The sequence below is a fragment of the Marinobacter profundi genome (assembly GCF_002744715.1).
GTDB classification, from domain to species: Bacteria; Pseudomonadota; Gammaproteobacteria; order Pseudomonadales; family Oleiphilaceae; genus Marinobacter; species Marinobacter profundi.
Genome location: NZ_KZ319370.1, coordinates 341,655 through 363,038, shown reverse-complemented (window position 1 = coordinate 363,038; position 21,384 = coordinate 341,655). Strand labels below are relative to the sequence as shown.

Genomic DNA, 21,384 nt, shown 5'->3' with positions numbered 1-21,384 from the left:
TGCTCCCAAACACCCCAACCCCTACGGGAGATTTCATGCAGGCCGAGTTGATCGACATCCGCAACCACATGGCACAGTTTCCGCCGTTCGAAGAGTTGCCGGACGCGATGCTCGACAGGGTAGTGGAACGGATTGAAGTGGCCTACTACCGCGCCGGCACTCCGATTCTGGCCATCGGCCAACCCAACCACTGGCTGTATTACATCCGCAGCGGCGCGGTGGAAGTGTTCCGCCGCTCAGGCGAGCTTTACAACCGCATTGGCGAGGGCGAGATCTTCGGCCAGTTCGGCCTGTTGATGAACAAGCAGGTGCGGTTTCCGGTCAAGGCGCTGGAAGACAGCCTCGTTTATCGCATTCCCGACGAAATATTCCAGTATTTGTGGGAAAATGACGACAATTTCGCCGATTTTGTTGAAATTGAAGACCGCAGCCGACTGCGTTCCGCATTGTCCCGGCGGGAAAAATCCAACGAGCTGATGACCTCCCGGGTCACCCGGCTGATTTCCCGGGCACCAGTGTCGGCACCCTGCACCATCCGTCTGCAGGAAGCCGCCCGCATCATGACCGAGCATGGCGTATCGGCACTGTTGCTGATGGCGGAGGATAGCGACCAGCCCCACCTGCAGGGCATCATCACCGACCGGGATCTGCGCACCCGCGCACTCAGCGAGGCGCTGCCGTCAGAAACCCCGATCAGCGACATCATGACTGAGGGCCTGATCACCACCCGCGCCAACGCCTTTATCTTCGAAGCCATGCTCACCATGCTGCACAACAACGTCCATCATCTGCCGGTGATGGACGGCGACGAGGTACGGGGCGTGATTGCGCTGTCCGATATCGTCAAGTACGAGAGCCAGAGCAGCCTGTACCTGGTGAGCAACATCTATCACCAGCAGGACGTGAAGGGCCTGAAGAAGATCAGCCGTGATGTCCGTGACAGCTTTGTCCGCATGGTCAATGAAGACGCCAACTCCCACATGATCGGCAGCGCCATGGCCGGGATCGGCCGCAGCTTCACCCAGCGCCTGCTGGAGCTCGGCGAAGAGAAACTAGGCCCGCCACCGGTGCCCTACTGCTTCATGGCCCTGGGCTCGATGGCGAGGGACGAGCAGCTGGTGGTGACCGATCAGGACAACGCGATGATCCTCGATGACAGCTTCGTGCCCGAGCAGCATGACGGCTACTTCCTGGAACTGGCCCGGTTTGTCAGCGATGGCCTCGCCCAGTGCGGCTACAGTTACTGTACCGGGGATATCATGGCCACCAACCCGAAATGGCGTCAGCCCCTGAAGGTGTGGAAGTCCTACTTCACCGACTGGATCGAGGATCCGCGGGCGGAAGCCCTGCTCAACAGCAACATTTTCTTCGACCTGGACGGCATCCACGGCGAGACCCGCTTCGCCGAACAGCTGAAAACCCTGGTGGCCGACAAGGCGTCCAACAGCCAGCGATTCCTCGCCATGCTGGCCCGCAATGCCCTCAACCGTACGCCGCCGCTGGGCTTTTTCCGCACCTTTGTGCTGGAAGAGGACGGCGAACACAACAAGACCTTCAACCTGAAACGGCGCGGCACCGCGCCGCTGTCAGACCTGATCCGGATTCACGCCCTGGCCTCCGGCTCCCGGGCCCAGAACTCCTTCGAGCGCCTCAACGACATTGCCCGCACCCGGCTGCTGCAGGGGGAAAGTGTGGGTAACCTGCGGGACGCCCTGGAGTTCATCTCCATCGTGCGGATCCGCCACCAGGCCCTCGCCATCGAGGCGGGCCGCGAGCCGGACAACAATGTGCGCCCCCAGGACCTGTCGCCGTTCGAACGCAGCCACCTGAAAGATGCCTTCCAGGTGGTCAACAATGCCCAGAAGTTCCTCCGCTTCCGCTACGGTTCGGTGGCCGGCCGCCATGTCTGATGCGACGATCCGCGGCCCGGTGGCAGGGAGCGACCGCGGCCCCTTCGGCAATCGCAAGCCCTGGCCGGAACGCTACCGCGAGCTGGCCGACCAGGCCAGGGACCCGCGGCTGCAGGCGTTTTACCGCACCGGATGCCCGGCGGCGGACACCCCCATCGCGGAGGTACCACTGGTTGCGCTGGATTTCGAAACCACCGGGCTGGACGCCGAGTGGGACTCCATCGTCAGTATCGGGCTGGTGCCCTTCACTCTTGCCGCAATCCGGCCCGGCGAGGGCCAGCACTGGCTGGTCAAACCGAAGAAATCCCTGAGCCGGACCTCGGTCACCATCCACGGCATTACCCACAGCGACCTGCAGCAGGCGCCGGACATCGGGGAACGCTTCGGGGAGCTGTTGAGTGCCCTGGCAGGGCGGGTACCGGTGGTGCACTATCGCGGTATCGAGCAGCCGTTTCTCAATGCCGCCCTGCAATGGCGACTGCAGGAAAGCATCCAGTTTCCGGTGCTCGACACCATGGAAATCGAAGCGCACCTGCACCCCGACCGCCAGCCCGCACTCTGGCAGCGGCTGCTGGGCAAGAAACCGGTGTCGATCCGGCTGGCCGACAGCCGCAGGCGCTATAACCTGCCCCACTACGCCTCCCATAACGCGATGGTCGATGCCCTGGCCACCGCGGAGCTGCTGCAGGCCCAGATCCAGCATCACTTCAGCCCGCAAACCCCGATCGGGGACCTCTGGCTCTAACGCCCCGTCGCGGAAACACCGTTGCTGCTGGCCGGCTCGCCGGTCGCTTTGCTGGTCACGCTGCCAATCAGCGCGCCATAACCCTCGGCCTCCATCTCTGCCAGCGGAATGAAGCGCAGCGCCGCCGAGTTCATGCAGTAGCGAAGCCCGGTGGGCAGTGGGCCGTCGTCGAACACATGGCCCAGATGAGAGTCGGCATACCGGCTACGGATTTCGGTGCGCTTCATGAACAGGGTGTTGTCCGCCTTCTCCACCACCGCATCCGGACGGATCGGGCGGGTGAAGCTTGGCCAGCCGGTGCCGGACTTGTACTTGTCGCGGGATGAGAACAAGGGCTCGCCGGACACGATGTCCACATAGATTCCAGCCTGTTTGTTGTCCCAGTATTCGTTGCTGAACGCCCGTTCGGTGCCGTCTTCCTGAGTTACCTCGAACTGCAGCTCGGTGAGCTGGCGCTTCAGAATGGCACGGTCGGGCTTCACGAAGGCTTGCGGGTCAAAACCCTTGCTTTGCCCGTCTGATTCCATGGCTGCGGGCCGGAACTTCGAGAAGTCCAGCTCATAGTCCTCGCCATAGACCTTCTCGATGAACTGATAACGACCGGAGTTGAAGGTGTAGAACTTGTAGCGCAGGGGATTCTTCTTGTAATAATCCTGGTGGTACTTCTCAGCCGGATAGAAAGTATCCAGCGGAACGATTTCAATCACCACCGTCTTGTCGTAGATACCCGATGCCTGCAGCTCCCGCTTGGCAGCCTCGGCCAGACGCTTCTGTTCGGCGTTGTGGTAGAAAATCGCCGGCCGGTACTGCTTGCCCCGATCGACAAACTGGCCATTGGCGTCGGTCGGATCCATCATCCGCCACAGCCCCTGCAACAACCCCTCATAGGTGATTTCATCCGCGTCGTAGTAGACCTGGACCGCCTCGGTATGACCGGTGCTGCCAGACGAGACCTGCTTGTACGTGGGATTTTCGACACTGCCCCCGGCATAGCCGGAGACCGCCTCGACCACACCGGGCACCTTCTCGTACCCCGCTTCCACACACCAGAAGCAGCCGCCGGCGAAGGTCGCGACCGCCAGGTCCGGGTTCTCCGGGGCAAATTCGGTATCGTTGGTATCATGCTTGCCTGCGGTGGCGAGCGACGTATATGCCACGCCCGCCACTATCAGGGACAGAACGAGAGCAAAACCTGAGTTTCTGCGTTTCATGGTACATCTCCTGTGCTTGATGCCATGCTGTCAGCCTAACCCTGCGGCTTCACGAAACCGTTCACGGAGTATTACGAATCTATAACGGCGTGGATTTTTCGGGCGTTAACGGGTGCTGGCGAGCGGCAACCAGACCCGGAACTCGGCACCGGTCGGCTCGAGATTCCGGACCTCGATCCGGCCTTGCTGGAGATCCACCATGCGTCGGGCGATGGCCAGTCCCAGGCCCGCATGACCGGTATTTGCGGCCCCGACCCCCTGGTAGAAAGGCTCGAACAGGTGGGCGCTGTCCTGGGGATCGATGCCGGCCCCGGCATCCGAGACAGTCAGCAGCACGGCATCCTCGTCCTGCCGAACGGCCAGGGCCACGTCGCTGTTGGCAGGGGCGTGGGCAATGGCGTTGCTGATCAGATTGTCGAGGACACGCTCGGTCATGGCAATGTCCGCCATCACCATGACTCCCTCAGCGTCAGTGATCCGGAGCCGTACCGATGCACGCTCCGCTTCGGGCTGGTGTTTCTGGACCACATCGTGCAGCAGCTCGGCCATCATGAAGGGTTCCGGGGACGGCTGTTTCTCCCTGGCCTCCAGCGCGGCCAGTTCGAACAACTCCTCGACCAGTCGGCCGAGGCGCCAGGTTTCCGCCAGGGCTACGTCCAGGAATCGGGCTCGTTCAGCGGAATCCAGGTCGGCCTGTTTCATTTTCAGGGCTTCCAGGTAGCCCTGGATGGACGCCAGCGGGGTGCGCAGGTCATGGGAGACCTGGGCAACCATCTGCCGGCGCTGGTGGTCCTTGTCTTTCAGAAGATCCATTTGGGCGGCAATCCGGCTGGCCATCTGGTCAAACCGTGCCGCCAGGTAATCGATGTCGTCCCCCCGGGAGACAGGGTATTCCTGTGTCTCCGGCACCAGAAGCTCGCCGTTTATTTCGAAGTTTTCCACCCGATCGGTCAGTCGGGACAGTCGCCGGGTCAGCAGATGAAAGAACACCAACCCTGCCAGCAGGCCGACGACCAGGCTGATTGCCAGGGCTCCCGCCCCCATCTGCAGTAACTGATTGCTGTGCACCATGCTCTCGGCAAGGTCATATTCCTCGCCCCGGAGCACGACGTACAGGTAACCCGAGCGACCATTCTCGAAGGGCACGGCGGTTACCGAAAATACCTTGCGACGGTCGTGACTGCGGGGGTCATCCCCCGGGAGCGGGAACGCGCCGGGTTGGGCAAGCAGAGTCCGGATCGGCTCCAGGGAAACCCGGTTGCGCTTGATCCGGTCCGGGTCAGCGGAGTAGGACAGGATCCGGCCTTCAGGTCCCAGGAGATAGATCTCGATACCGGGGTTGATGGTCATGTACAGGTCGAACAGCTTTTTCAGCGCTTCCTGATCGAGCTGGCCGTCCGTCACCAGATTGCGATCGGAAACCAGGTTACGGGCAAGGTCACGATTGAGTTCCTGATTGACCGCAGCGGTGTACTCACGCACCGAATAGAGGCTGAGGACCGTGAACAGGCCGCCAACAATGACCAGCAGCAAAAACAGACCAAGCGCCAGCCGGGCGTAGAGCGTTCGGAACAGTGACAGCGCCATGATTCAGTCCATAAACCGGTAACCGACGCCCCAGACCGTTTGGATGTATCGGGGCTGGGCCGGGTCAGCCTCGATCTTGTTCCGGAGTCGATTGATGTGGGTATTTACCGTGTGCTCATAGCCTTCATGGTTGTAACCCCATACCGCATCCAGTAACTGCGCGCGGCTGAACACCCGGCCACGGTGGCGAACAAAATGCCAGAGCAGATCGAATTCCCGGGCAGTCAGCTCAACCTCCCGATCATTCCTGAAGACGCGGTGACGCACCGGATCGATCCGGAGGCCCTCCACCACCACTTCTTCCGTTTCACTCTCATGGGCGTTCCCGGATGACAGGGCATCAACCCGACGGAACAGCGCCTTGATACGGGCTGCCAGCTCGGCCACGCTGAATGGCTTGGTCAGGTAGTCATCGGCCCCCATCTCCAGGCCAAGAACCCGGTCCAGCTCGGAACTCTTGGCCGTGAGCATCAGCACCGGAACGTAACCGGTACCCGAGCGGATTTCCCGGCACACCGCCAGGCCATCCATCCCGGGAAGCATCAGGTCCAGGATCACCAGGTCAATCCCGCCCTGATGAAAGCGCTCGAGGCCCTCATCACCACGGCCGGCGAGAATGGCCCTCATGCCCAGGTCGGTCACCTGCATACGCACCAGCTCGCCAATACCGGGGTTATCCTCAATGATCAGTACGGTTCGCGTCATGGTTTCCTGGCCCTGATGGACAGTTCCGGCAACGGTTATTCCATGGTGTCCTTGTCCATAGTGTCGTCCATGGGCATGGTGTCATCGTCCATGGTCGTGGTGTCCATGTCGTCCTGTTCCATGTCCTTCATGGTATCGCCTTTCTTACCCTGCTCCATGTCATTGGTCATGTCCTCTTTTCCCATGCCCTTTTCCATGGATTCTTCCGCCATCATCCCGTCGTCATTCATGGTCTCGGCGGACGCCCCCATTTCGTCTGCAAGGGCAAACGAGGCGCCAACGCCCAGCATGACGGCCACAAACATTCGTGTCAGTGGTTGCATGGTAATCTCTCCGTGTGGTTATCAAGGGTGCGGGCACCAGTAGCCCGCCACACGGATAAGATTCGCAGCATAGCTTTACGGTAGCGTCACATCCGGATAAAGAGTCTATCGCGGAAATATCACGAAATGATCACGCCAGCGGCGGGCTACAGGAAGCTGGCCAGTCGCTCACGCACAATGGCGTGGGCCTCGGCCATGATCCGGCTGATCAGTTCGTCGCAACTGGGAATGTCATGGATCAGTCCGGCGACCATGCCGCAACTCCAGGCCGCCTCATCCATGCGGCCCTCATGGAGCACCAGCTTGCCCTTGGCGCCGGTTACCAGGTGGCGGATATCGTCGATGGTGGTGTCGCTGCCCTTCTCGGCCTCGATGCGGATGATTTCATCCACGGCCCGATTGCGAAGGACCCGCTCCGTATTCCGGAGCGGGCGCATGATCAGTCGGGTCTGTAGTTCATCCGAATCAACAATGGTCTCTTTCACCCGCTCATGTATCGGGGCTTCCCGGGTAGCCAGGAAGCGGGTCCCCATGTTGATACCCTCCGCGCCCAACGCCATGGCAGCCACCAGGCTGCGGCCGTCGGCCATCCCACCGGACGCGACAAAGGGAATCGACAGGGCTTCTGCGGCCCGCGGCAACAGGATGAAGTTGGGGATGTCGTCTTCACCGGGATGCCCGGCACACTCGAAACCGTCCACACTCACCGCGTCACAGCCGATCCGTTCTGCCTTCAGCGCATGACGGACCGAGGTGCACTTGTGAATCACCCGGATGCCCGCCGCCTTGAGCTGGGGCAGGTACTTTTCCGGACTGCGACCGGCGGTCTCAACGATTTTGACGCCGCCATCGATAATGGCCTGGATGTATTCCGGGTACGGGGGCTCCTTGAACGACGGCAGGAAGGTGAGGTTGACCCCAAACGGCTTGTCCGTCATCTCGCGGCAGCGGGCAATTTCCCGCGCCAGGTCTTCCGGGCTGGGCTGGGTCAGCGCGGTGAGGATACCGAGGCCGCCGGCATTGGACACCGCGGCGGCCAGTTCGGCGTAGCCGACCCAGTGCATGCCGCCCTGGATGATCGGATGCTCGATGCCGAACAGTTCCGTAATTCTGGTCTTCATAGCGGGAACCCTGCTTTGTGGTTAGAATTGGTCCAAAAGTAAAATGAGGTTTCAGTGACCACTAAAATAACAAAAGCCACACCTGCCGATGCCTTCCGCCGCGCACGCCGGATGTGGCTCAAGGGCGAGCGAATTCACCTGGCGTCGCTGGCGGCCGAACTCAACATCGGACGGGCCACCCTGTTCCGCTGGGTCGGCAACAAGGACCTGCTGATGGGCGAAATTCTCTGGTCACTCTACGAACCGGTCCGCCTGCAGGCGCTTACCGAAACCCCCGGCGAGGGGGTGGACTTCGTGGTGGGCGTCTATCGGCGCATCAACTATACCCTGCTCCATTCCGAGCCGCTGCGGCGCTTCGTGCATGAAGACCCGGAATACGCCCTGAAAATCCTCACCTCATCCCAGTCCACCCTGCACAGCCGCACCGTGGAAGCCAACACCCGGACCCTGCGGGACCAGGTCGCCTCCGGCCACCTCAACCCCCCGATGAACATCGATAGCCTGTCCTACTTCATGGTGCGGCTCGCCGAATCCTGCCTGTACAGCGACATTATCTGCGGCCGCGAACCGCGGGAAGAAGAACTGGAGGATGCCTGCACCGCCGTCCGCATCCTGCTGGGCGGCAAAGCCTGAACGAGGCACTCCACCGACATTCATGAGGTCCGGGGTGGGGGCTCTTTTCTGCCGGGAAAAAGATGTCTGAGCGCAGCGAGTTATTTTTCCCAGAAGAAAAGAGCCCTCGCCCCGGACCCACCGCTTGCCTGGCAGGCAATCACGGCACTCGGGCAGGTTCGCTCCGTTACAGCTGCAACGACCGCACCTCCAGAAACTCCTCCAGCCCCCACTTGCCAAACTCCCGTCCGATGCCGGAATGGCCGAAACCACCGAACGGCGCCAGCGGATTGAACGCGCCACCGTTGACGAACACCTGGCCGGTACGCAGCTTGCCTGCCACCTGTTTTGCCTTCGCGGCATCGGCCGACCATACCGCCCCGGACAGCCCATAGGCGGTGCCGTTGGCAATGCGGACCGCTTCGGCTTCGTCGCGGTAGGGAATCACGCACAGCACCGGGCCAAAAATCTCTTCCTGGGCGATACGGGCATCCGGCTTGACATGACCGAACACCGTCGGCTTCACGAAATAGCCCTGCTCCAGGCCTTCCGGTGCGTCCGGGCCGCCAGTGACCAGCGTGGCCCCCTCCTCGATACCCAGCCGGATGTACTCCACCACCCTGTCACGCTGCTGGGCCGACGCCAATGGGCCAAGGCGGGTGGCCTCGTCCAGCGGATTGCCCAGGGTCATCTTCGCCATCACCGCAGCGGCCAGTTCACAGGCCTCGTCGTGGCGGTCTGCAGGCACCAGCATGCGGGTCAGTGCGGTACAGGTCTGGCCCGAGTTCTGCAGGCAGTTGGTGACCGTGCCCTTCACCGCCGCCGCCAGGTCGGCATCCGGCAGAATGACCGACGCCGACTTGCCGCCCATCTCCAGGGCAATGCGCTTGAAGTCATCGGCCGCGGCGTGGGCAATCAGGTGGCCGGTGCGGGTGGAACCGGTGAACGACACCATCCGTACCGCCGGGTGTTTGATCAGGGTATCGCCAACCGTCTGGCCGAGACCGCAAACCAGGTTGAACACCCCTTTGGGCAAATCGGTCGCATCGAGGATTTCGGCCAGGATGTACGCGCTCTGGGGCGCAATTTCCGACGGCTTGAGCACCACCGTGCAGCCGGCGGCCAGGGCCGGCACAATCTTCAGGATGACCTGGTGCAGGGGATAGTTCCACGGCGTGATGCAACCGACCACACCCACCGGGGCGTACTGCACTTCCGAGTTACCGGACTGCTCGGTGAACGGATAGTCCGGCAACATCTTCAGGTAGGTCTTGGTGACCGTGGCCGGCAGCCCGGCCTGAATGATGCCGGACAGTTTGAGTGGCATACCCACTTCACGGCACACCGCCTCGGCAATGTCGCCGGCCCGTTCCTTGAGGCCGGCATGGAGCTGTTCCAGCACCTTGATGCGGGTTTCCAGGGAACTCTCTGACCAGTCGGCAAACGCCGCATCGGCAGCGGCAATGGCCTGTTCCATCTCGGCCCGGCCGGAGGATGGCACCCGGGCAATCACCTCACCGGTCGCCGCCTCGTGGACATCGATGGTGTCACCACTCCAGTCCTGCCACTGACCGTTGATATAGTTCTTGCTGAGATTCTTCATAGCTCTGCTCCTTGATCAGTCAAACACAATCACGCCACGGGCGTTCTTGCCGGCCACCATATCATCAAAGGCCTGGGCAGCGTCATCAATGCTGTAGGTGCGGGTGACCAGTTCGTCGAGCTTGAGTTTACCGGCCTTGTAGAGGCCGAGAATACGGGGGAAGTCGTGCTGGGGGCGGGCAGAACCGAGCCAGCTGCCCTTCAGAACCCGCTCGTCCGCCGGCAGGGTCAGGGTTGTGATGGCGGTTTTGTCCTTCGGGTCGGCCACGCCGACAACCACGGCAGTGCCGCCACGACCGAGGGATTTGTAGGCCTGCTCGACCACCGCTCCGGCACCCACGCATTCGAACGCGTAATCAACCCCACCGGTCAGTTTCTTCACCGCTTTGGCGGCGTCGTCCACCTCGTTGATATTGATGGTATGGGTGGCGCCAAACTGTTTCGCCATTTCCAGTTTGCCGGGGTTGCTGTCCACCGCAACGATCATTTCGGCGCCGGCGGTGGCGCAGCCCTGTATCGCGTTGAGGCCGACGCCACCGATACCGAAGACCGCAGTACGGGAACCCGGCTCCACCTTCGCGGTATTGAATACGGCACCAACGCCGGTCATCACGGCACAGCCCACCAGGGCGGCGTTCTGCATGGGCACGGTGTCGTCCACCTTGACGCAGTTGTCCACGTGCATGGTGGCGTATTCGGCCATCACCCCGCAGGCGCCGAACACGTTGAGGGGTTCACCATTGGCGTCTTTGGTTCGTACCGTGCCATCCGGCAGGGTGAACATGGCGTTGCGGGCGTTCTCGCACAGCACCGGCCGGCCACGAACGCACTGTCGGCATTTGCCGCACATGGAGATGAAGGAGCTGACTACGTGGTCCCCTTCCTTGAAGGCGGTCACGCCTTCGCCCACTTCCACCACAACACCGGCGGCTTCGTGGCCCAGGACCAGGGGTGGCGGGTAGGGGATCTTGCCGGTGGTGGCGGAGAGGTCGCTGTGACAGACGCCGCAGGCGCCGATCCGGAGGGTGATTTCGTCCCGCTTGGGGCCTTCCACGGTGATGGTTTCAACCTGAACGGGCTGACCCCATTCGCGGCAGACAACGGCTTTGGCTTTTCTGTCCATCGGGTTTTGCTCCTTGGTTCTTGTCGTTAGTGGCTGGAGTCGGCAGCCTGCAGACCAGGGAGTTGGCCCGGCTTGCAGCTTCAGAATGCCTCCGGATTACTCAGAACTCTGCGTCGGTCATGCCCAGGGCGGTGGTATCGACCGCATTCAGCAACCCGGCCAGGGTGACCACCTTTGGCAATTCATACCTGGCAAAGTACTCGCAGGCTTTTACCTTACCCTCGTAGAATTCCGCTGTCTGCCCGCCGTTGCCCTGCAAACCGGCATTGGCCTTGATTGCCTGTCGCAGCCAGAGCCAGCCAACGACGGTATGGCCGAAGGCTTCCAGATAGAGCGAAGCGTTGGCCAGGGCTTGCTCCACCTTGCCCGCCGCTTTCTCGGCATTGAGGGTCGTGGTCGCCTCCGCAAGGGCGCGGACGGCCCGCTCCAGATGGTCGGCGCTGGCTGTCAGCCGGTCGATGCCACGGGCTTCGCCGATGGTGGCGGCGATGCGGTCCAGCAGTTCCCGGTAGAACCGGCCACCGGCCAGGGAGACCTTGCGGCCCAGCAGGTCGACGCCCTGGATGCCGTGGGTGCCTTCGTGGATCGGGTTGAGGCGGTTGTCGCGGTAGAACTGCTCGACCGGGTATTCCCGGGTATAACCGTAGCCACCGTGCACCTGGATCGCCAGGCTGTTGGCTTCCAGGCAGAACTGGGATGGCCAGGACTTGATGACCGGGGTGAGCAGATCCAGCAGGCCGGCGGCAAGCTGGCGCTGGTCTTCGCTGGCGGCGTGTTTCTTTTCGTCCACCAGCATGGCGCCCTGCAGGCACAGCGCCAGGCCACCTTCGACGTAGGCTTTCTGGGTCAGCAGCATGCGGCGGATGTCGGCGTGGCGGATCAGCGGCACCTGCGGGGTCAGCGGGTCTTTCTCGCCCACCGGGCGACCCTGCTTGCGCTCGCGGGCGTACTCCAGGGCGTGGAGATAGCCGGTGTACCCGAGCATCACCGAACCCAGGCCAACACCGATGCGGGCTTCGTTCATCATGTGGAACATGGCGGCGAGGCCATGGTTGGCTTCGCCTACCAGGTAACCCACGGCACCGTCCTGCTCACCGAAATTGAGCATGGTGGAGGTGGTACCCCGGTACCCCATCTTGTGGATCAGGCCGGCCAGGGCCACGTCATTGCGGGCACCGAGGCTGCCGTCGTCATTGACCAGGATCTTCGGCACGATGAACAGCGAAATCCCTTTTACCCCCGGCGGGGCATCCGGCAGACGGGCCAGCACCATGTGAATGATGTTGTCGCTCAGCTCGTGGTCACCGGCCGAGATGAAGATCTTGTTGCCGAACAGGCGATAGCTGCCGTCTTCCCGGGGCTCGGCACGGGTGCGCAGGTCACCCAGCGACGAACCGGCATGGGGCTCGGTCAGGCACATGGTTCCGAAGAATCGGCCGGCCATCATCGGCTCGGCGTATTTCTTCTGCTGGTATTCATTGCCCTGGGCCATGATCAGGTTGGCGGCAGCAATGGTCAGGCCGGCGTAGCCCTGGGTGCCGACGTTGGCACCCTTGAGCAACCCCACACACATCTGGGCCACCGCGGCCGGCAGTTGCATGCCGCCGCGTTCAAAGTCCTGGCCGGCCGCCATCAGGCCGGTGTCCCGCAGAACATCCAGTGCCTGCCGCACCTCCGGCCGCATCACCACCCGACCGTCCTCGAAGCGCGGCTCTTCCTCGTCAACCAGCCGGGCGTGGGTGGCGAATTCCTCGGCGGCCACTTTCAGGGCAAGGTCCAGCGCCGCCTGCAGGGTTTCCCGGTTATGCTCGGCATAGCGCGGGTAACCCAGCGCCTGTTCGACCTCGTGAAGCTCAAAGAGCTGAAACGCCAGGTCCTGGGGGTTGATGATCTTCTGCATGGCTTCACACCACTTCGAACAGGCCGGCGGCGCCCTGGCCACCACCGATGCACATGGTGACGACAACGTACTTCGCACCACGGCGCTTGCCTTCGATCAGCGCGTGCCCGGTCAGCCGCGAGCCGGTGACACCGTAGGGGTGGCCAATGGCAATGGAACCGCCGTTGACGTTCAGCTTGTCCATGGGGATGCCGAGACGGTCACGGCAGTACACCACCTGGGAGGCAAAGGCCTCGTTCAGTTCCCACAGATCGATGTCATCCATGGTCAGGCCGGTACGCTCCAGCAGCCGCGGAATGGCGAACACCGGGCCGATGCCCATTTCATCCGGCTCGCAGCCGGCGACGGCGAAACCGCGGAAAATACCCATCGGTTCGAGATTGTGCTTCTCGGCGTAGGTGCTGTTCACCACGGTGCAAACCGAGGCACCGTCGGACAGCTGGCTGGCATTACCGGCGGTGATGAACTGGTCGGCACCCCGCACCGGCTCCAGGCCGGCGAGGCCTTCAAGGGTGGTGTTCGGGCGATTGCATTCGTCACGGTTGAGGGTGACCTGCTGTTCGCTCACCTCACCGGTTGCCTTGTCTTTCACCAGCATGGTGGCATCGAAGGGCACGATCTCGTCGTCGAACTTGCCGGCCTGCTGGGCGGCGGCAGTGCGCAGCTGGGAGGCCAGGGCGTACTCGTCCTGGGACTCGCGGCTGACGTTATAGCGCTGGGCGACGATGTCGGCGGTCTCGATCATCGACAGGTAGAGCTCGGGCTTGTGCTTCATCAGCCACTCGTTGCTGGCCCGGTACTGGTTGATCTTGTCGTTCTGGCACAGGGAGATGGACTCCACACCACCGGCAACGATGGCGGGGATCTTCTCCGCCACGACCCGCTGGGCGGCGATGGCGATGGACTGCAGGCCGGAGCTGCAGAACCGGTTGATGGACATACCGGCGGTGGTCACCGGCAGGCCACCACGAATCGCCGCGAGACGGGCCATGTTCTTGCCCTGGCAGCCTTCGTGGAAGGTCGCGCCGAGGATGACGTCTTCAACAACGCCGGGATCAATGCCGGCACGCTCGACCGCGTGACGGATCACATGGCCGGCCATGTCGACGCTGTGGGTGTTGTTCAGGGCGCCGCGGTAGGATTTACCGAGGCCGGTACGGGCGGTGGAAACGATAACGGCATCAGACATAACAGTGTCCTTCTTGGCAAGGGGCAAGCCGCTGGCCTGCCCGGGAAATCAGGGGTGACGGGGACAGACCTCGGGTCTGTCCCCTGTACAAGGCTCGATCTTCGGGGACTGACCTCGGGTCTGTCCCCGCGGACCCGGATTACAGGTCGCCGAACTTCCGGCCTTCGCGGACCAGCTGCTCCAGCAGTGCTGCAGGTTTCCACTGCTCACCACCGAGGGTGTCGTGGAACCGCTTCACGGTGTCGAGGATGCTGGCCAGGCCGATCTGGTCCGCCCAGAACATCGGGCCACCACGGTAGGCCGGGAAGCCATAGCCAAAGATCCACACCACGTCGATGTCGAGGGAACGGTCGGCGATGCCTTCTTCGAGGATTTTGGCGCCCTCGTTGATCATCACGTACATGCAGCGCTCAAGGATTTCCTGGTCGGTAATTTCCCGCGGGGTGATGCCCTGCTCCTGGCGGAAGGCGGCAATCAGCTGCTCCACCTCCAGGTCGGGAATCGGCTTGCGGCTGCCTTCTTCGTATTTGTAGACACCGGCCTGGGTCTTCTGGCCCAGGCGGCCCTGTTCGGCCAGCTTGTCCATCCAGGATGCCGGGACATTCTCCCCGGCCTTGCGGCGCTCCTCGCGGATGCGGTAGCCAACATCGATGCCGGCCAGGTCCGACATGGCAAACTGGCCCATGGGATACCCCAGGTCGGTCAGCACCTTGTCCACCTGCTGCGGTGTCGCCCCTTCGTTGACCAGCGCCATCGCCTCAGCACCACGCTGGTGCAGCATGCGGTTGCCGACAAAGCCGTAGCAGTTGCCCACCAGCACACCCACCTTGCGGATTTTCTTCGCCACGTCCATCACCGTCGCCTTGACCTCATCGGAGGTCTGACTGCCACGGACATTTTCCAGCAGTTTCATCACGTTGGCAGGGCTGAAGAAATGCATTCCCACCACATCCTGCGGACGGGTGGTCGCCGAGGCGATCTCGTCGATGTCCAGGGTGGAGGTGTTGGAGGCCAGGATAGCGCCGGGCTTACAGACCTCGTCCAGACGGGCGAAGATCTCTTTCTTGATCGCCATGTTCTCGAACACCGCCTCGATCACCAGGTCGACCTGACTGAAATCCTCGTAGGCCAGGCTTGGCGTGATCAGCGCCATACGCTCTTCCACCTGGGCCTGGGTCAGTTTGCCCTTCTTTGCGCTGTTCTCGTAATTGCGACGGATGATGGCGAGACCCTTGTCGAGGGCGTCCTGCTTGACCTCCAGCAGGATGACCGGAATACCGACATTGGCGAAGTTCATGGCGATGCCGCCACCCATGGTACCGGCACCGATGATGCCTACGCTGCGGACGTCACGAACCGGGGTATCCTTGGCCAGGCCCTTGACCTTGGAGGCCTCGCGCTCGGCAAAGAAGGCATGGATCAGGCCGGCGCGCTGGGGTGACGCCATGCACTCCATAAACAGCTCGCGCTCGCGCTTCAGGCCGTCGAAAAATGGCAGGTTGAAGGCGGCTTCGACAGCGTCGAGGCACTTGAACGGCGCGAACAGGCCGCGGGCTTTCTGTTGCAGGCCGGCGCGGAACCGCTCAAAGACATCGCTGCCTTTGTCGGCATCAATCTTGTCGGTCAGCTCACGCACCTTGCGCACCGGCTTACCGGCGTCGGCAATCTGCTGCGCGAAGGCGAGGCCGACCGCGCGGATGTCAGAGCCGTCTTCCACCGCATCGAGGATACCCAGCGCCAGCGCCTCTCCGGCGGCAACAAAGTCCCCGGTGGTGATCATCTCCAGGGCTTTCTGGGCGCCGGCCAACCGCGGCAGACGCTGGGTACCGCCGGCACCGGGCAGCAGGCCCAGCTTGACCTCCGGCAGGCCCACTTTGGCACTGGCCAGCGCCACCCGGTAATGGCAGCCGAGCGCCACTTCCAGCCCGCCACCGAGAGCGGTGCCGTGGATCGCCGCCACCACCGGTTTGCTGGCATCTTCTATGCGGTTAATCACCGAGGGCAGACCCGGTTCCTGCATCGGCTTGCCGAATTCGCGGATATCAGCACCGGCAATAAACGTGCGGCCTTCGCACACCACCAACAGGACCTTGGCATCAGCATCCTGCTCACCCTGCTCCAGGGCTGCCAGCAGGCCGGAACGGACAGCGTGGCTAAGGGCATTGACCGGTGGATAATTGACGGTAATCACACCAATACTGCCGTCACGGTTGTAAGTTACGACCTCAGACATAATCTCTCCTCGCTCTGTATGGAATGTAGTTTTATCAAGCGAAACAAGATAACGATTTAATACAAGTTTCAGACAGGTTTCAACCACCGATTAAAAGCACTGAACAAAAAAAAGCCGCAGGACCAGGTCCTGCGGCTTTCAGATTAGTACCGGTTGCTGAAGGCGGCCACGCCATCAGCCGGTTGCGGTATCAGACCCCGAGGGATTCGATATCGCTGGCGAGGATCGCGAGCTGGTGCGCAATGGACTCCCGCAGCTTTTCCGCAGACACCAGGTAGGACGGTGCGGCACAGGTCAGTGCCATGATAGTGCCATCCTGCAGGCGCACCGGAACACCGGCGGTGTTGATATTGCGGTCCCACTCGCCCAGTGACAGGCAGAAGCCGTGCTGCTGGAAATCTTCCATCGCACGCTCCAGGCCGGCCTTCTTTTCCGGCCACACCTCGGGGCCGTACTTCTCAGACATGGCATCGTCCAGCAGCTTGCGCGCGGAATCGGTGACCGCACAATAGTAGGCACGCCCCGCCGCGGTGGTCGCCATCGGCAGCTTCAGGCCGATGTCCATGCGCAGCAGGGAGGCTTCCGGCGGCAACCGGTTTTCCACATAGATCATGTGCAACCGGTCCCGGCAGGTCAGCCCCACCGACATATTGGTCTGGCGGGCAAACTCGTCCATGTAGGGCTTGGCGAGCTGGCGCACTTTCAGGTTGGAGACATAGGCGTAACCCAGTGCCAGCACTCCGGAGCTGAGCTGGTATTTTTCCAGCACCGGGTTATAGCTCAGGTAACCGAGCTTGGTCAGGGTATAGGTCATCCGCGAAACCGTCGGTTTCGGCAGCCCGGTCAGGCGCGCAATGTCCTGGTTACCGAGAATCACCGAGCCCTGACTGAACGCCCGCAGCACATCCAGCCCCCGGGACAGGGCTTCCACAAACTTGCGGTCTTTTTCCGGTTTTACCGGAACGCCGTCACCGGATGCCACTTTCAGCTCCGGTTTCCTGGCTTTCTCATTTGTCATAAACTGGCGCCTCCAACAGCTTCGCCTGATCCGGTGCGACCGGAACCACCCGCCGGCAGACGGCCAGCCCGGGTAATGCCCCAATCCTGATTAATGCTATTGCTCTGAACAGTTCGATAGCCAAAGCACAAAAAGTGAACGTATTTTAATAGCTGAAAGGCTCAAGTACCAACGACTCTTTTCAAAATACGTGCCAAATATGAAACACTCCATTCTTTTGTTTCAAAATTGTCGACCAATTGCGCACATCAAAACCTGTTTTTAGAATTAAAAACGGTATATGGTTCTGCAAAGCGAAACAGAAAATCCAAAGATAATCAACCTGACAACTCCGGGGAATACCATGAAGATTCTTTTTGTCGCAGGAGATCCCAAGCCGGAGCGCTGGACAATTCCGATCCAGGAACTGCTGCCAGAGGCCGAAGTGCATGTCTGGGAACCCAACGGTCCCGCGGTCAATGCCGACTATGCCATTGTCTGGCAGCCCCCTGCCGAACTGTTCGAACGCGAACCGCAACTGCGTGCCGTCTTCAATCTGGGGGCAGGCATTGACGGCCTGCTGGCGATACCCAACCTGCCCGCCAACCTCACCGTGGTACGCCTCGAGGATGCCGGCATGTCGGTACAGATGGCCGAACATGTCCTGCACCAGTTACTGGAAGCCTCCCGTGACATGGAAACCTATCGCGCACAACAGCGCCAGGGTATCTGGAAAATCCACCGCCCCATCAAGCGTAGCGAGTGGCCCGTGGGCATCATGGGGCTGGGCCATATCGGCAAACGGGTTGCCACCACCCTGGCCAACCTGGACTACCGGGTTAACGGCTGGGCCCGCAGCCACCATCAGCTGGCCGGCGTCGAGTGCTTTGCCGGTGAACAGGACCTGGACCGCTTTCTGGGCGCTACCCGCGTCCTGGTCAACACCCTGCCACTGACCGACGCTACCCGTGACATTCTCAACTACGACAACCTCAGCAAATTGCTGCCCGGCGCGGTGGTAATCAATGTTGGCCGGGGCGAACACCTGGTCGAGGCCGACCTGCTGAAAGCCATCGACGACGGTCACGTCGCCTCGGCCTCCCTGGACGTGTTCCGCCAGGAGCCGCTGCCGGCGGAGCATCCGTTCTGGGCCCGCCCGGAAATCACCATCACCCCGCACATCTCCGCCCGTACCCTGCGGGATGCCACCCTGGAACAGATTACCGGCAAGATCCGCGCCCACGCCAACGGCGAGGCGATCACCGGGATTGTCGATATCAGCCGCGGCTACTGAGCCACCGCACCTGTCCCTGATCCTGTCGGCACTAGACCGGCAGGGTCAGATACAGCACCCCGAGGAACCCGATCAGAATCGGCAGTGCCAACAGCACAAACAGGCCATTCCAGCCAAAGGCCACGGTCCAGCGTGATACCTGGCCATAGCGGGACAGCAACATCACTGCCGGACCAAAGGGCGACAGCATCATCGCCAGGGAAAAGCCGATCACCAGCGCCACCGAGATCAGCAACGGATCCATGCCCCCGGCAATCAGCGGTGGCAACAGTCCCGCCTGGATACTCAGCACGGTAATCGGAATAACACCAACCGCAGACATCAGCGGCATCATCAACAGCGCCGCGACCGCCAGCAGGAAGACGCCGGCCTGGCCAGAAACCAGCCCGACCAGCAGGTCATTCGGCATCACCTCTCCCAGCGCCGCACCGAGACCGGCCGAGCCGGCGAAGATCGCCATCTCGTTGTGCATGCCTGCCACGTTAGCCACCGTTTCCCGCACCGCCTGCTCCGGCTGACGATCCGTCCACAGCATATATAGGAAGGTGACCGACGGTACTGCCAGCATCGCCGCCGCCGAAACCTTTAGCTCGGTGGTGGCCACCAGCAGCGCCATCACCGCGAAGACCGCCAGCACTACAACCACCAGCCGCCTGCTGCCCGCCGGCCAGGCCTCCAGCTTTACCCGCTCCTTGCTGACAATGCGGAAGCGCCGCTGTTCCAGCAGCCAGCCAACCAGAATCAGCAGTGCAGCCGCCACCACGCCGTAGGGCAACAACCCGGACCAGCTCAGGCTGGGCACCTCACGGGTAATAATGGCGACCGCCACACTGGTTGGCGCCACCAGTGGCACCAGGGCGAACCCGCGCAGGGAGCTGATCAGGACACTGCGCAACCAGCGTAGCCGGGATTTGCCACGTATCCCGCGCTCCGCCAGGGTATCCGACAGTGTGCCGCAGAGCAGGCTCATCACTCCGAAGCTCAACACCGAGGCAATGCCGCAACTGACCACCGCGTACTTGGGATACAACCAGCCGGGCCGGCCACCCAGCAGGACATCGTGAATCCGCCGCAACACCTCAAAGCGCCGCACCAGGCACTGCATCATCCCCAGGCTCCCCAGGAACGCTGCGTAGAACGCGGCGTCCGACGCAGCCTTCAGCAACTGGCCACCCGCCAGGCTACCGCGAAACGCGAGATACCCTACCGTGGCCAGCGAAATCAGGAACAGATAACGGGAGTAGATCTGCAATTGCGGCAGGGCAACGCAGAAATAAAGCACAAACAGGACACCGGCGCCGGCGCTGAGGTAAAGGTTCGACAGACACAACGCCGTCAGCTCGAGAACAATCGCAACAGGCAGCAGGTTTCGAAACATGGTCAGGCTGATCATTCCTTATTGTTGTGCGCGCAACACGGCTTGCATTTCAAACAGACCCGGATTAGTCTTTGTCCGTCATTATACAAAACTTAATTCCGCTATACGAAACTATATTAACATTAAGACCAAGGCAAGCCCGGTTACTGTCCGGTCGATCCTGGCCGCGACGCCAGCTGGCTCCGGCCACTGTAACGACAGCCACGTCGGGCGAGCCATCGATGAACGGGTTACCGATTAATCTTTTTCAGGAGAACTGCTATGGCTTCCGCACCCTGGGATGACCTGCTCCAATTCGACAAGCAACTGGATGAAACCGAGCGTCAGGTTCGCGACAGCATTCGCGCCTTCTGTGACGACCGGCTGATGCCAGGCATCACCGAGGCTAACCGCCACGAGAAGTTTGACCGTTCGATCTTTACCGAGATGGGTGAGCTGGGCATGCTGGGCGCGACCCTGCCGGAAGAATACGGCGGACCTGGCCTGAACCACGTCTGCTACGGCCTGATCGCCCGCGAAGTGGAGCGGGTGGATTCCGCCTACCGCTCCGCCCTGAGCGTGCAGTCTTCCCTGGTCATGTACCCGATCTTCTCCTACGGCAAAGAAGCCCTGAAGAAGCGCATTCTGCCGAAACTGGCGTCCGGTGAATACGTTGGCTGCTTCGGCCTGACCGAACCCAACCACGGTTCCGATCCCGGCGGCATGGAAACCCGCGCCAAAAAGGTGGATGGCGGTTACCTGCTGAGCGGGTCCAAGATGTGGATCACCAACTCCCCGATTGCCGACATCTGCGTGGTCTGGGCCAAGCTTGATGGCGTGGTCAACGGCTTTGTCATCGAGCGTGAAGGAGCCAAGGGGCTCGACACGCCGAAGATCCAGGGCAAGTTCTCACTGCGCGCCTCCGATACCGGCTCCATCTTTATGGACGAGGTGTTTGTCCCGGAAGAGAACCGCCTGGAAGTGGAAGGCCTGAAAGGTCCGCTGAGCTGCCTGACCAAGGCCCGCTACGGCATCAGCTGGGGCGCCCTGGGTGCCGCCGAGTTCTGCTGGCACGCCGCCCGCAACTACACCATGGAGCGCAAGCAGTTCGGCAAGCCACTGGCGGCCAACCAACTGATCCAGAAGAAGCTGGTCGACATGCAGACCGAAATCACCATCGGCCTGCAGGCGGTACTGCAACTGGGCCGGATGATGGATGCCGGCGAAGCCACGCCGGATTCTGTCTCCCTGCTCAAGCGCAACAACTGCGGCAAGGCCCTCGACATTGCCCGGGTGGCCCGGGACATGCACGGCGGCAACGGTATCTCTGACGAGTACCATGTCATCCGTCACGTGATGAACCTGGAAGCGGTCAATACCTACGAAGGCACCCACGACGTCCATGCCCTGATCCTGGGCCGTGGCCAGACCGGGATTCAGGCGTTCAGCTAAGCACCAACTGAACGACCGGCAGC

At 61.8% G+C, this 21,384-nt stretch carries 17 protein-coding genes; 5 read left to right on the top strand and 12 right to left on the bottom strand.

Going from position 1 to position 21,384, the window contains the following annotated elements:
* Nucleotides 1-35 precede the first annotated feature (35 nt).
* Nucleotides 36-1,910, top strand: coding sequence for a putative nucleotidyltransferase substrate binding domain-containing protein (locus CLH61_RS09655; RefSeq protein ID WP_099614501.1), 1,875 nt, complete (start codon nt 36-38; stop codon nt 1,908-1,910).
* Nucleotides 1,903-2,655: a 3'-5' exonuclease gene (locus CLH61_RS09650; protein WP_099614500.1), complete on the top strand. Its 753-nt coding sequence runs from the start codon at nt 1,903-1,905 to the stop codon at nt 2,653-2,655. The genes CLH61_RS09655 and CLH61_RS09650 overlap by 8 nt, the downstream gene beginning before the upstream one ends.
* On the opposite strand, the gene msrB is transcribed toward CLH61_RS09650, so the two are convergent.
* The 5 genes from msrB to CLH61_RS09625 all read right to left on the bottom strand — a co-directional run bounded on the left by msrB (nt 2,652) and on the right by CLH61_RS09625 (nt 7,602).
* Nucleotides 2,652-3,866 (bottom strand): peptide-methionine (R)-S-oxide reductase MsrB, encoded by a 1,215-nt coding sequence (gene msrB / locus CLH61_RS09645; protein WP_099614499.1) that lies wholly within the window; start codon nt 3,864-3,866, stop codon nt 2,652-2,654. The genes CLH61_RS09650 and msrB overlap by 4 nt on opposite strands.
* Before the next feature lie 105 nt (nt 3,867-3,971).
* Nucleotides 3,972-5,453, bottom strand: coding sequence for a sensor histidine kinase (locus tag CLH61_RS09640; RefSeq protein ID WP_099614498.1), 1,482 nt, complete (start codon nt 5,451-5,453; stop codon nt 3,972-3,974).
* 3 nt (nt 5,454-5,456) lie between these two features.
* Entirely contained in the window at nt 5,457-6,158 is a 702-nt protein-coding gene (locus tag CLH61_RS09635; protein ID WP_099614497.1) for a response regulator transcription factor, read from the bottom strand.
* 35 nt (nt 6,159-6,193) lie between these two features.
* Complete coding sequence (locus CLH61_RS09630) at nt 6,194-6,481, bottom strand: hypothetical protein (RefSeq protein ID WP_143752136.1); 288 nt, start codon at nt 6,479-6,481, stop codon at nt 6,194-6,196.
* Between the two features lie 146 nt (nt 6,482-6,627).
* Nucleotides 6,628-7,602: an NAD(P)H-dependent flavin oxidoreductase gene (locus CLH61_RS09625; protein WP_099614495.1), complete on the bottom strand. Its 975-nt coding sequence runs from the start codon at nt 7,600-7,602 to the stop codon at nt 6,628-6,630.
* 54 nt (nt 7,603-7,656) lie between these two features.
* Here CLH61_RS09625 and CLH61_RS09620 point away from each other — a divergent pair, with 54 nt between their 5' ends.
* Entirely contained in the window at nt 7,657-8,235 is a 579-nt protein-coding gene (locus CLH61_RS09620; RefSeq protein WP_228152595.1) for a QsdR family transcriptional regulator, read from the top strand.
* 166 nt (nt 8,236-8,401) lie between these two features.
* Here the strand turns inward: CLH61_RS09620 and CLH61_RS09615 are convergent, their stop codons facing one another.
* The 6 genes from CLH61_RS09615 to CLH61_RS09590 all read right to left on the bottom strand — a co-directional run bounded on the left by CLH61_RS09615 (nt 8,402) and on the right by CLH61_RS09590 (nt 17,279).
* Nucleotides 8,402-9,817 carry an aldehyde dehydrogenase family protein gene (locus CLH61_RS09615; RefSeq protein ID WP_099614493.1) on the bottom strand — a complete coding sequence of 472 codons (1,416 nt, stop codon included), beginning with the start codon at nt 9,815-9,817 and terminating at the stop codon, nt 8,402-8,404.
* Nucleotides 9,818-9,832: 15 nt separating this feature from the next.
* Nucleotides 9,833-10,939 carry a zinc-binding dehydrogenase gene (locus CLH61_RS09610; protein WP_099614492.1) on the bottom strand — a complete coding sequence of 369 codons (1,107 nt, stop codon included), beginning with the start codon at nt 10,937-10,939 and terminating at the stop codon, nt 9,833-9,835.
* A gap of 100 nt (nt 10,940-11,039) precedes the next feature.
* Nucleotides 11,040-12,839, bottom strand: coding sequence for an acyl-CoA dehydrogenase (locus tag CLH61_RS09605; RefSeq protein WP_099614491.1), 1,800 nt, complete (start codon nt 12,837-12,839; stop codon nt 11,040-11,042).
* Between the two features lie 4 nt (nt 12,840-12,843).
* A complete protein-coding gene (locus CLH61_RS09600; protein WP_099614490.1) occupies nt 12,844-14,028 on the bottom strand; it encodes an acetyl-CoA C-acyltransferase in 1,185 nt (394 codons plus the stop codon).
* Between the two features lie 139 nt (nt 14,029-14,167).
* Nucleotides 14,168-16,261, bottom strand: a complete 2,094-nt coding sequence (locus CLH61_RS09595; RefSeq protein WP_099614489.1) for a 3-hydroxyacyl-CoA dehydrogenase NAD-binding domain-containing protein — start codon at nt 16,259-16,261, stop codon at nt 14,168-14,170.
* Between the two features lie 190 nt (nt 16,262-16,451).
* Nucleotides 16,452-17,279: an IclR family transcriptional regulator gene (locus CLH61_RS09590; protein WP_099614488.1), complete on the bottom strand. Its 828-nt coding sequence runs from the start codon at nt 17,277-17,279 to the stop codon at nt 16,452-16,454.
* 343 nt (nt 17,280-17,622) lie between these two features.
* On the opposite strand from CLH61_RS09590, the gene CLH61_RS09585 reads away from it, so the two are divergent.
* The gene (locus CLH61_RS09585; RefSeq protein WP_099614487.1) at nt 17,623-18,552 is read left to right on the top strand and encodes a 2-hydroxyacid dehydrogenase; all 930 of its coding nucleotides are present in this window, start codon (nt 17,623-17,625) and stop codon (nt 18,550-18,552) included.
* Between the two features lie 31 nt (nt 18,553-18,583).
* Here the strand turns inward: CLH61_RS09585 and CLH61_RS09580 are convergent, their stop codons facing one another.
* A complete protein-coding gene (locus CLH61_RS09580) occupies nt 18,584-19,930 on the bottom strand; it encodes a hypothetical protein (RefSeq protein ID WP_099614649.1) in 1,347 nt (448 codons plus the stop codon).
* A gap of 261 nt (nt 19,931-20,191) precedes the next feature.
* Between CLH61_RS09580 and CLH61_RS09575 the strand changes: the two genes are divergently transcribed.
* Entirely contained in the window at nt 20,192-21,361 is a 1,170-nt protein-coding gene (locus CLH61_RS09575; RefSeq protein ID WP_099614486.1) for an acyl-CoA dehydrogenase, read from the top strand.
* Nucleotides 21,362-21,384 lie beyond the last annotated feature (23 nt).

Excerpts from the sequence above, each read along its gene's own strand:
- CLH61_RS09655 (WP_099614501.1), top strand. The coding sequence starts at position 36 with ATGCAGGCCGAGTTGATCGACATCCGCAACCACATGGCACAGTTTCCG.
- CLH61_RS09650 (WP_099614500.1), top strand. The coding sequence starts at position 1,903 with ATGTCTGATGCGACGATCCGCGGCCCGGTGGCAGGGAGCGACCGCGGC.
- msrB (WP_099614499.1), bottom strand. The coding sequence starts at position 3,866 with ATGAAACGCAGAAACTCAGGTTTTGCTCTCGTTCTGTCCCTGATAGTG.
- CLH61_RS09640 (WP_099614498.1), bottom strand. The coding sequence starts at position 5,453 with ATGGCGCTGTCACTGTTCCGAACGCTCTACGCCCGGCTGGCGCTTGGT.
- CLH61_RS09635 (WP_099614497.1), bottom strand. The coding sequence starts at position 6,158 with ATGACGCGAACCGTACTGATCATTGAGGATAACCCCGGTATTGGCGAG.
- CLH61_RS09630 (WP_143752136.1), bottom strand. The coding sequence starts at position 6,481 with ATGCAACCACTGACACGAATGTTTGTGGCCGTCATGCTGGGCGTTGGC.
- CLH61_RS09625 (WP_099614495.1), bottom strand. The coding sequence starts at position 7,602 with ATGAAGACCAGAATTACGGAACTGTTCGGCATCGAGCATCCGATCATC.
- CLH61_RS09615 (WP_099614493.1), bottom strand. The coding sequence starts at position 9,817 with ATGAAGAATCTCAGCAAGAACTATATCAACGGTCAGTGGCAGGACTGG.
- CLH61_RS09610 (WP_099614492.1), bottom strand. The coding sequence starts at position 10,939 with ATGGACAGAAAAGCCAAAGCCGTTGTCTGCCGCGAATGGGGTCAGCCC.
- CLH61_RS09605 (WP_099614491.1), bottom strand. The coding sequence starts at position 12,839 with ATGCAGAAGATCATCAACCCCCAGGACCTGGCGTTTCAGCTCTTTGAG.
- CLH61_RS09600 (WP_099614490.1), bottom strand. The coding sequence starts at position 14,028 with ATGTCTGATGCCGTTATCGTTTCCACCGCCCGTACCGGCCTCGGTAAA.
- CLH61_RS09595 (WP_099614489.1), bottom strand. The coding sequence starts at position 16,261 with ATGTCTGAGGTCGTAACTTACAACCGTGACGGCAGTATTGGTGTGATT.
- CLH61_RS09590 (WP_099614488.1), bottom strand. The coding sequence starts at position 17,279 with ATGACAAATGAGAAAGCCAGGAAACCGGAGCTGAAAGTGGCATCCGGT.
- CLH61_RS09585 (WP_099614487.1), top strand. The coding sequence starts at position 17,623 with ATGAAGATTCTTTTTGTCGCAGGAGATCCCAAGCCGGAGCGCTGGACA.
- CLH61_RS09580 (WP_099614649.1), bottom strand. The coding sequence starts at position 19,930 with ATGTTTCGAAACCTGCTGCCTGTTGCGATTGTTCTCGAGCTGACGGCG.
- CLH61_RS09575 (WP_099614486.1), top strand. The coding sequence starts at position 20,192 with ATGGCTTCCGCACCCTGGGATGACCTGCTCCAATTCGACAAGCAACTG.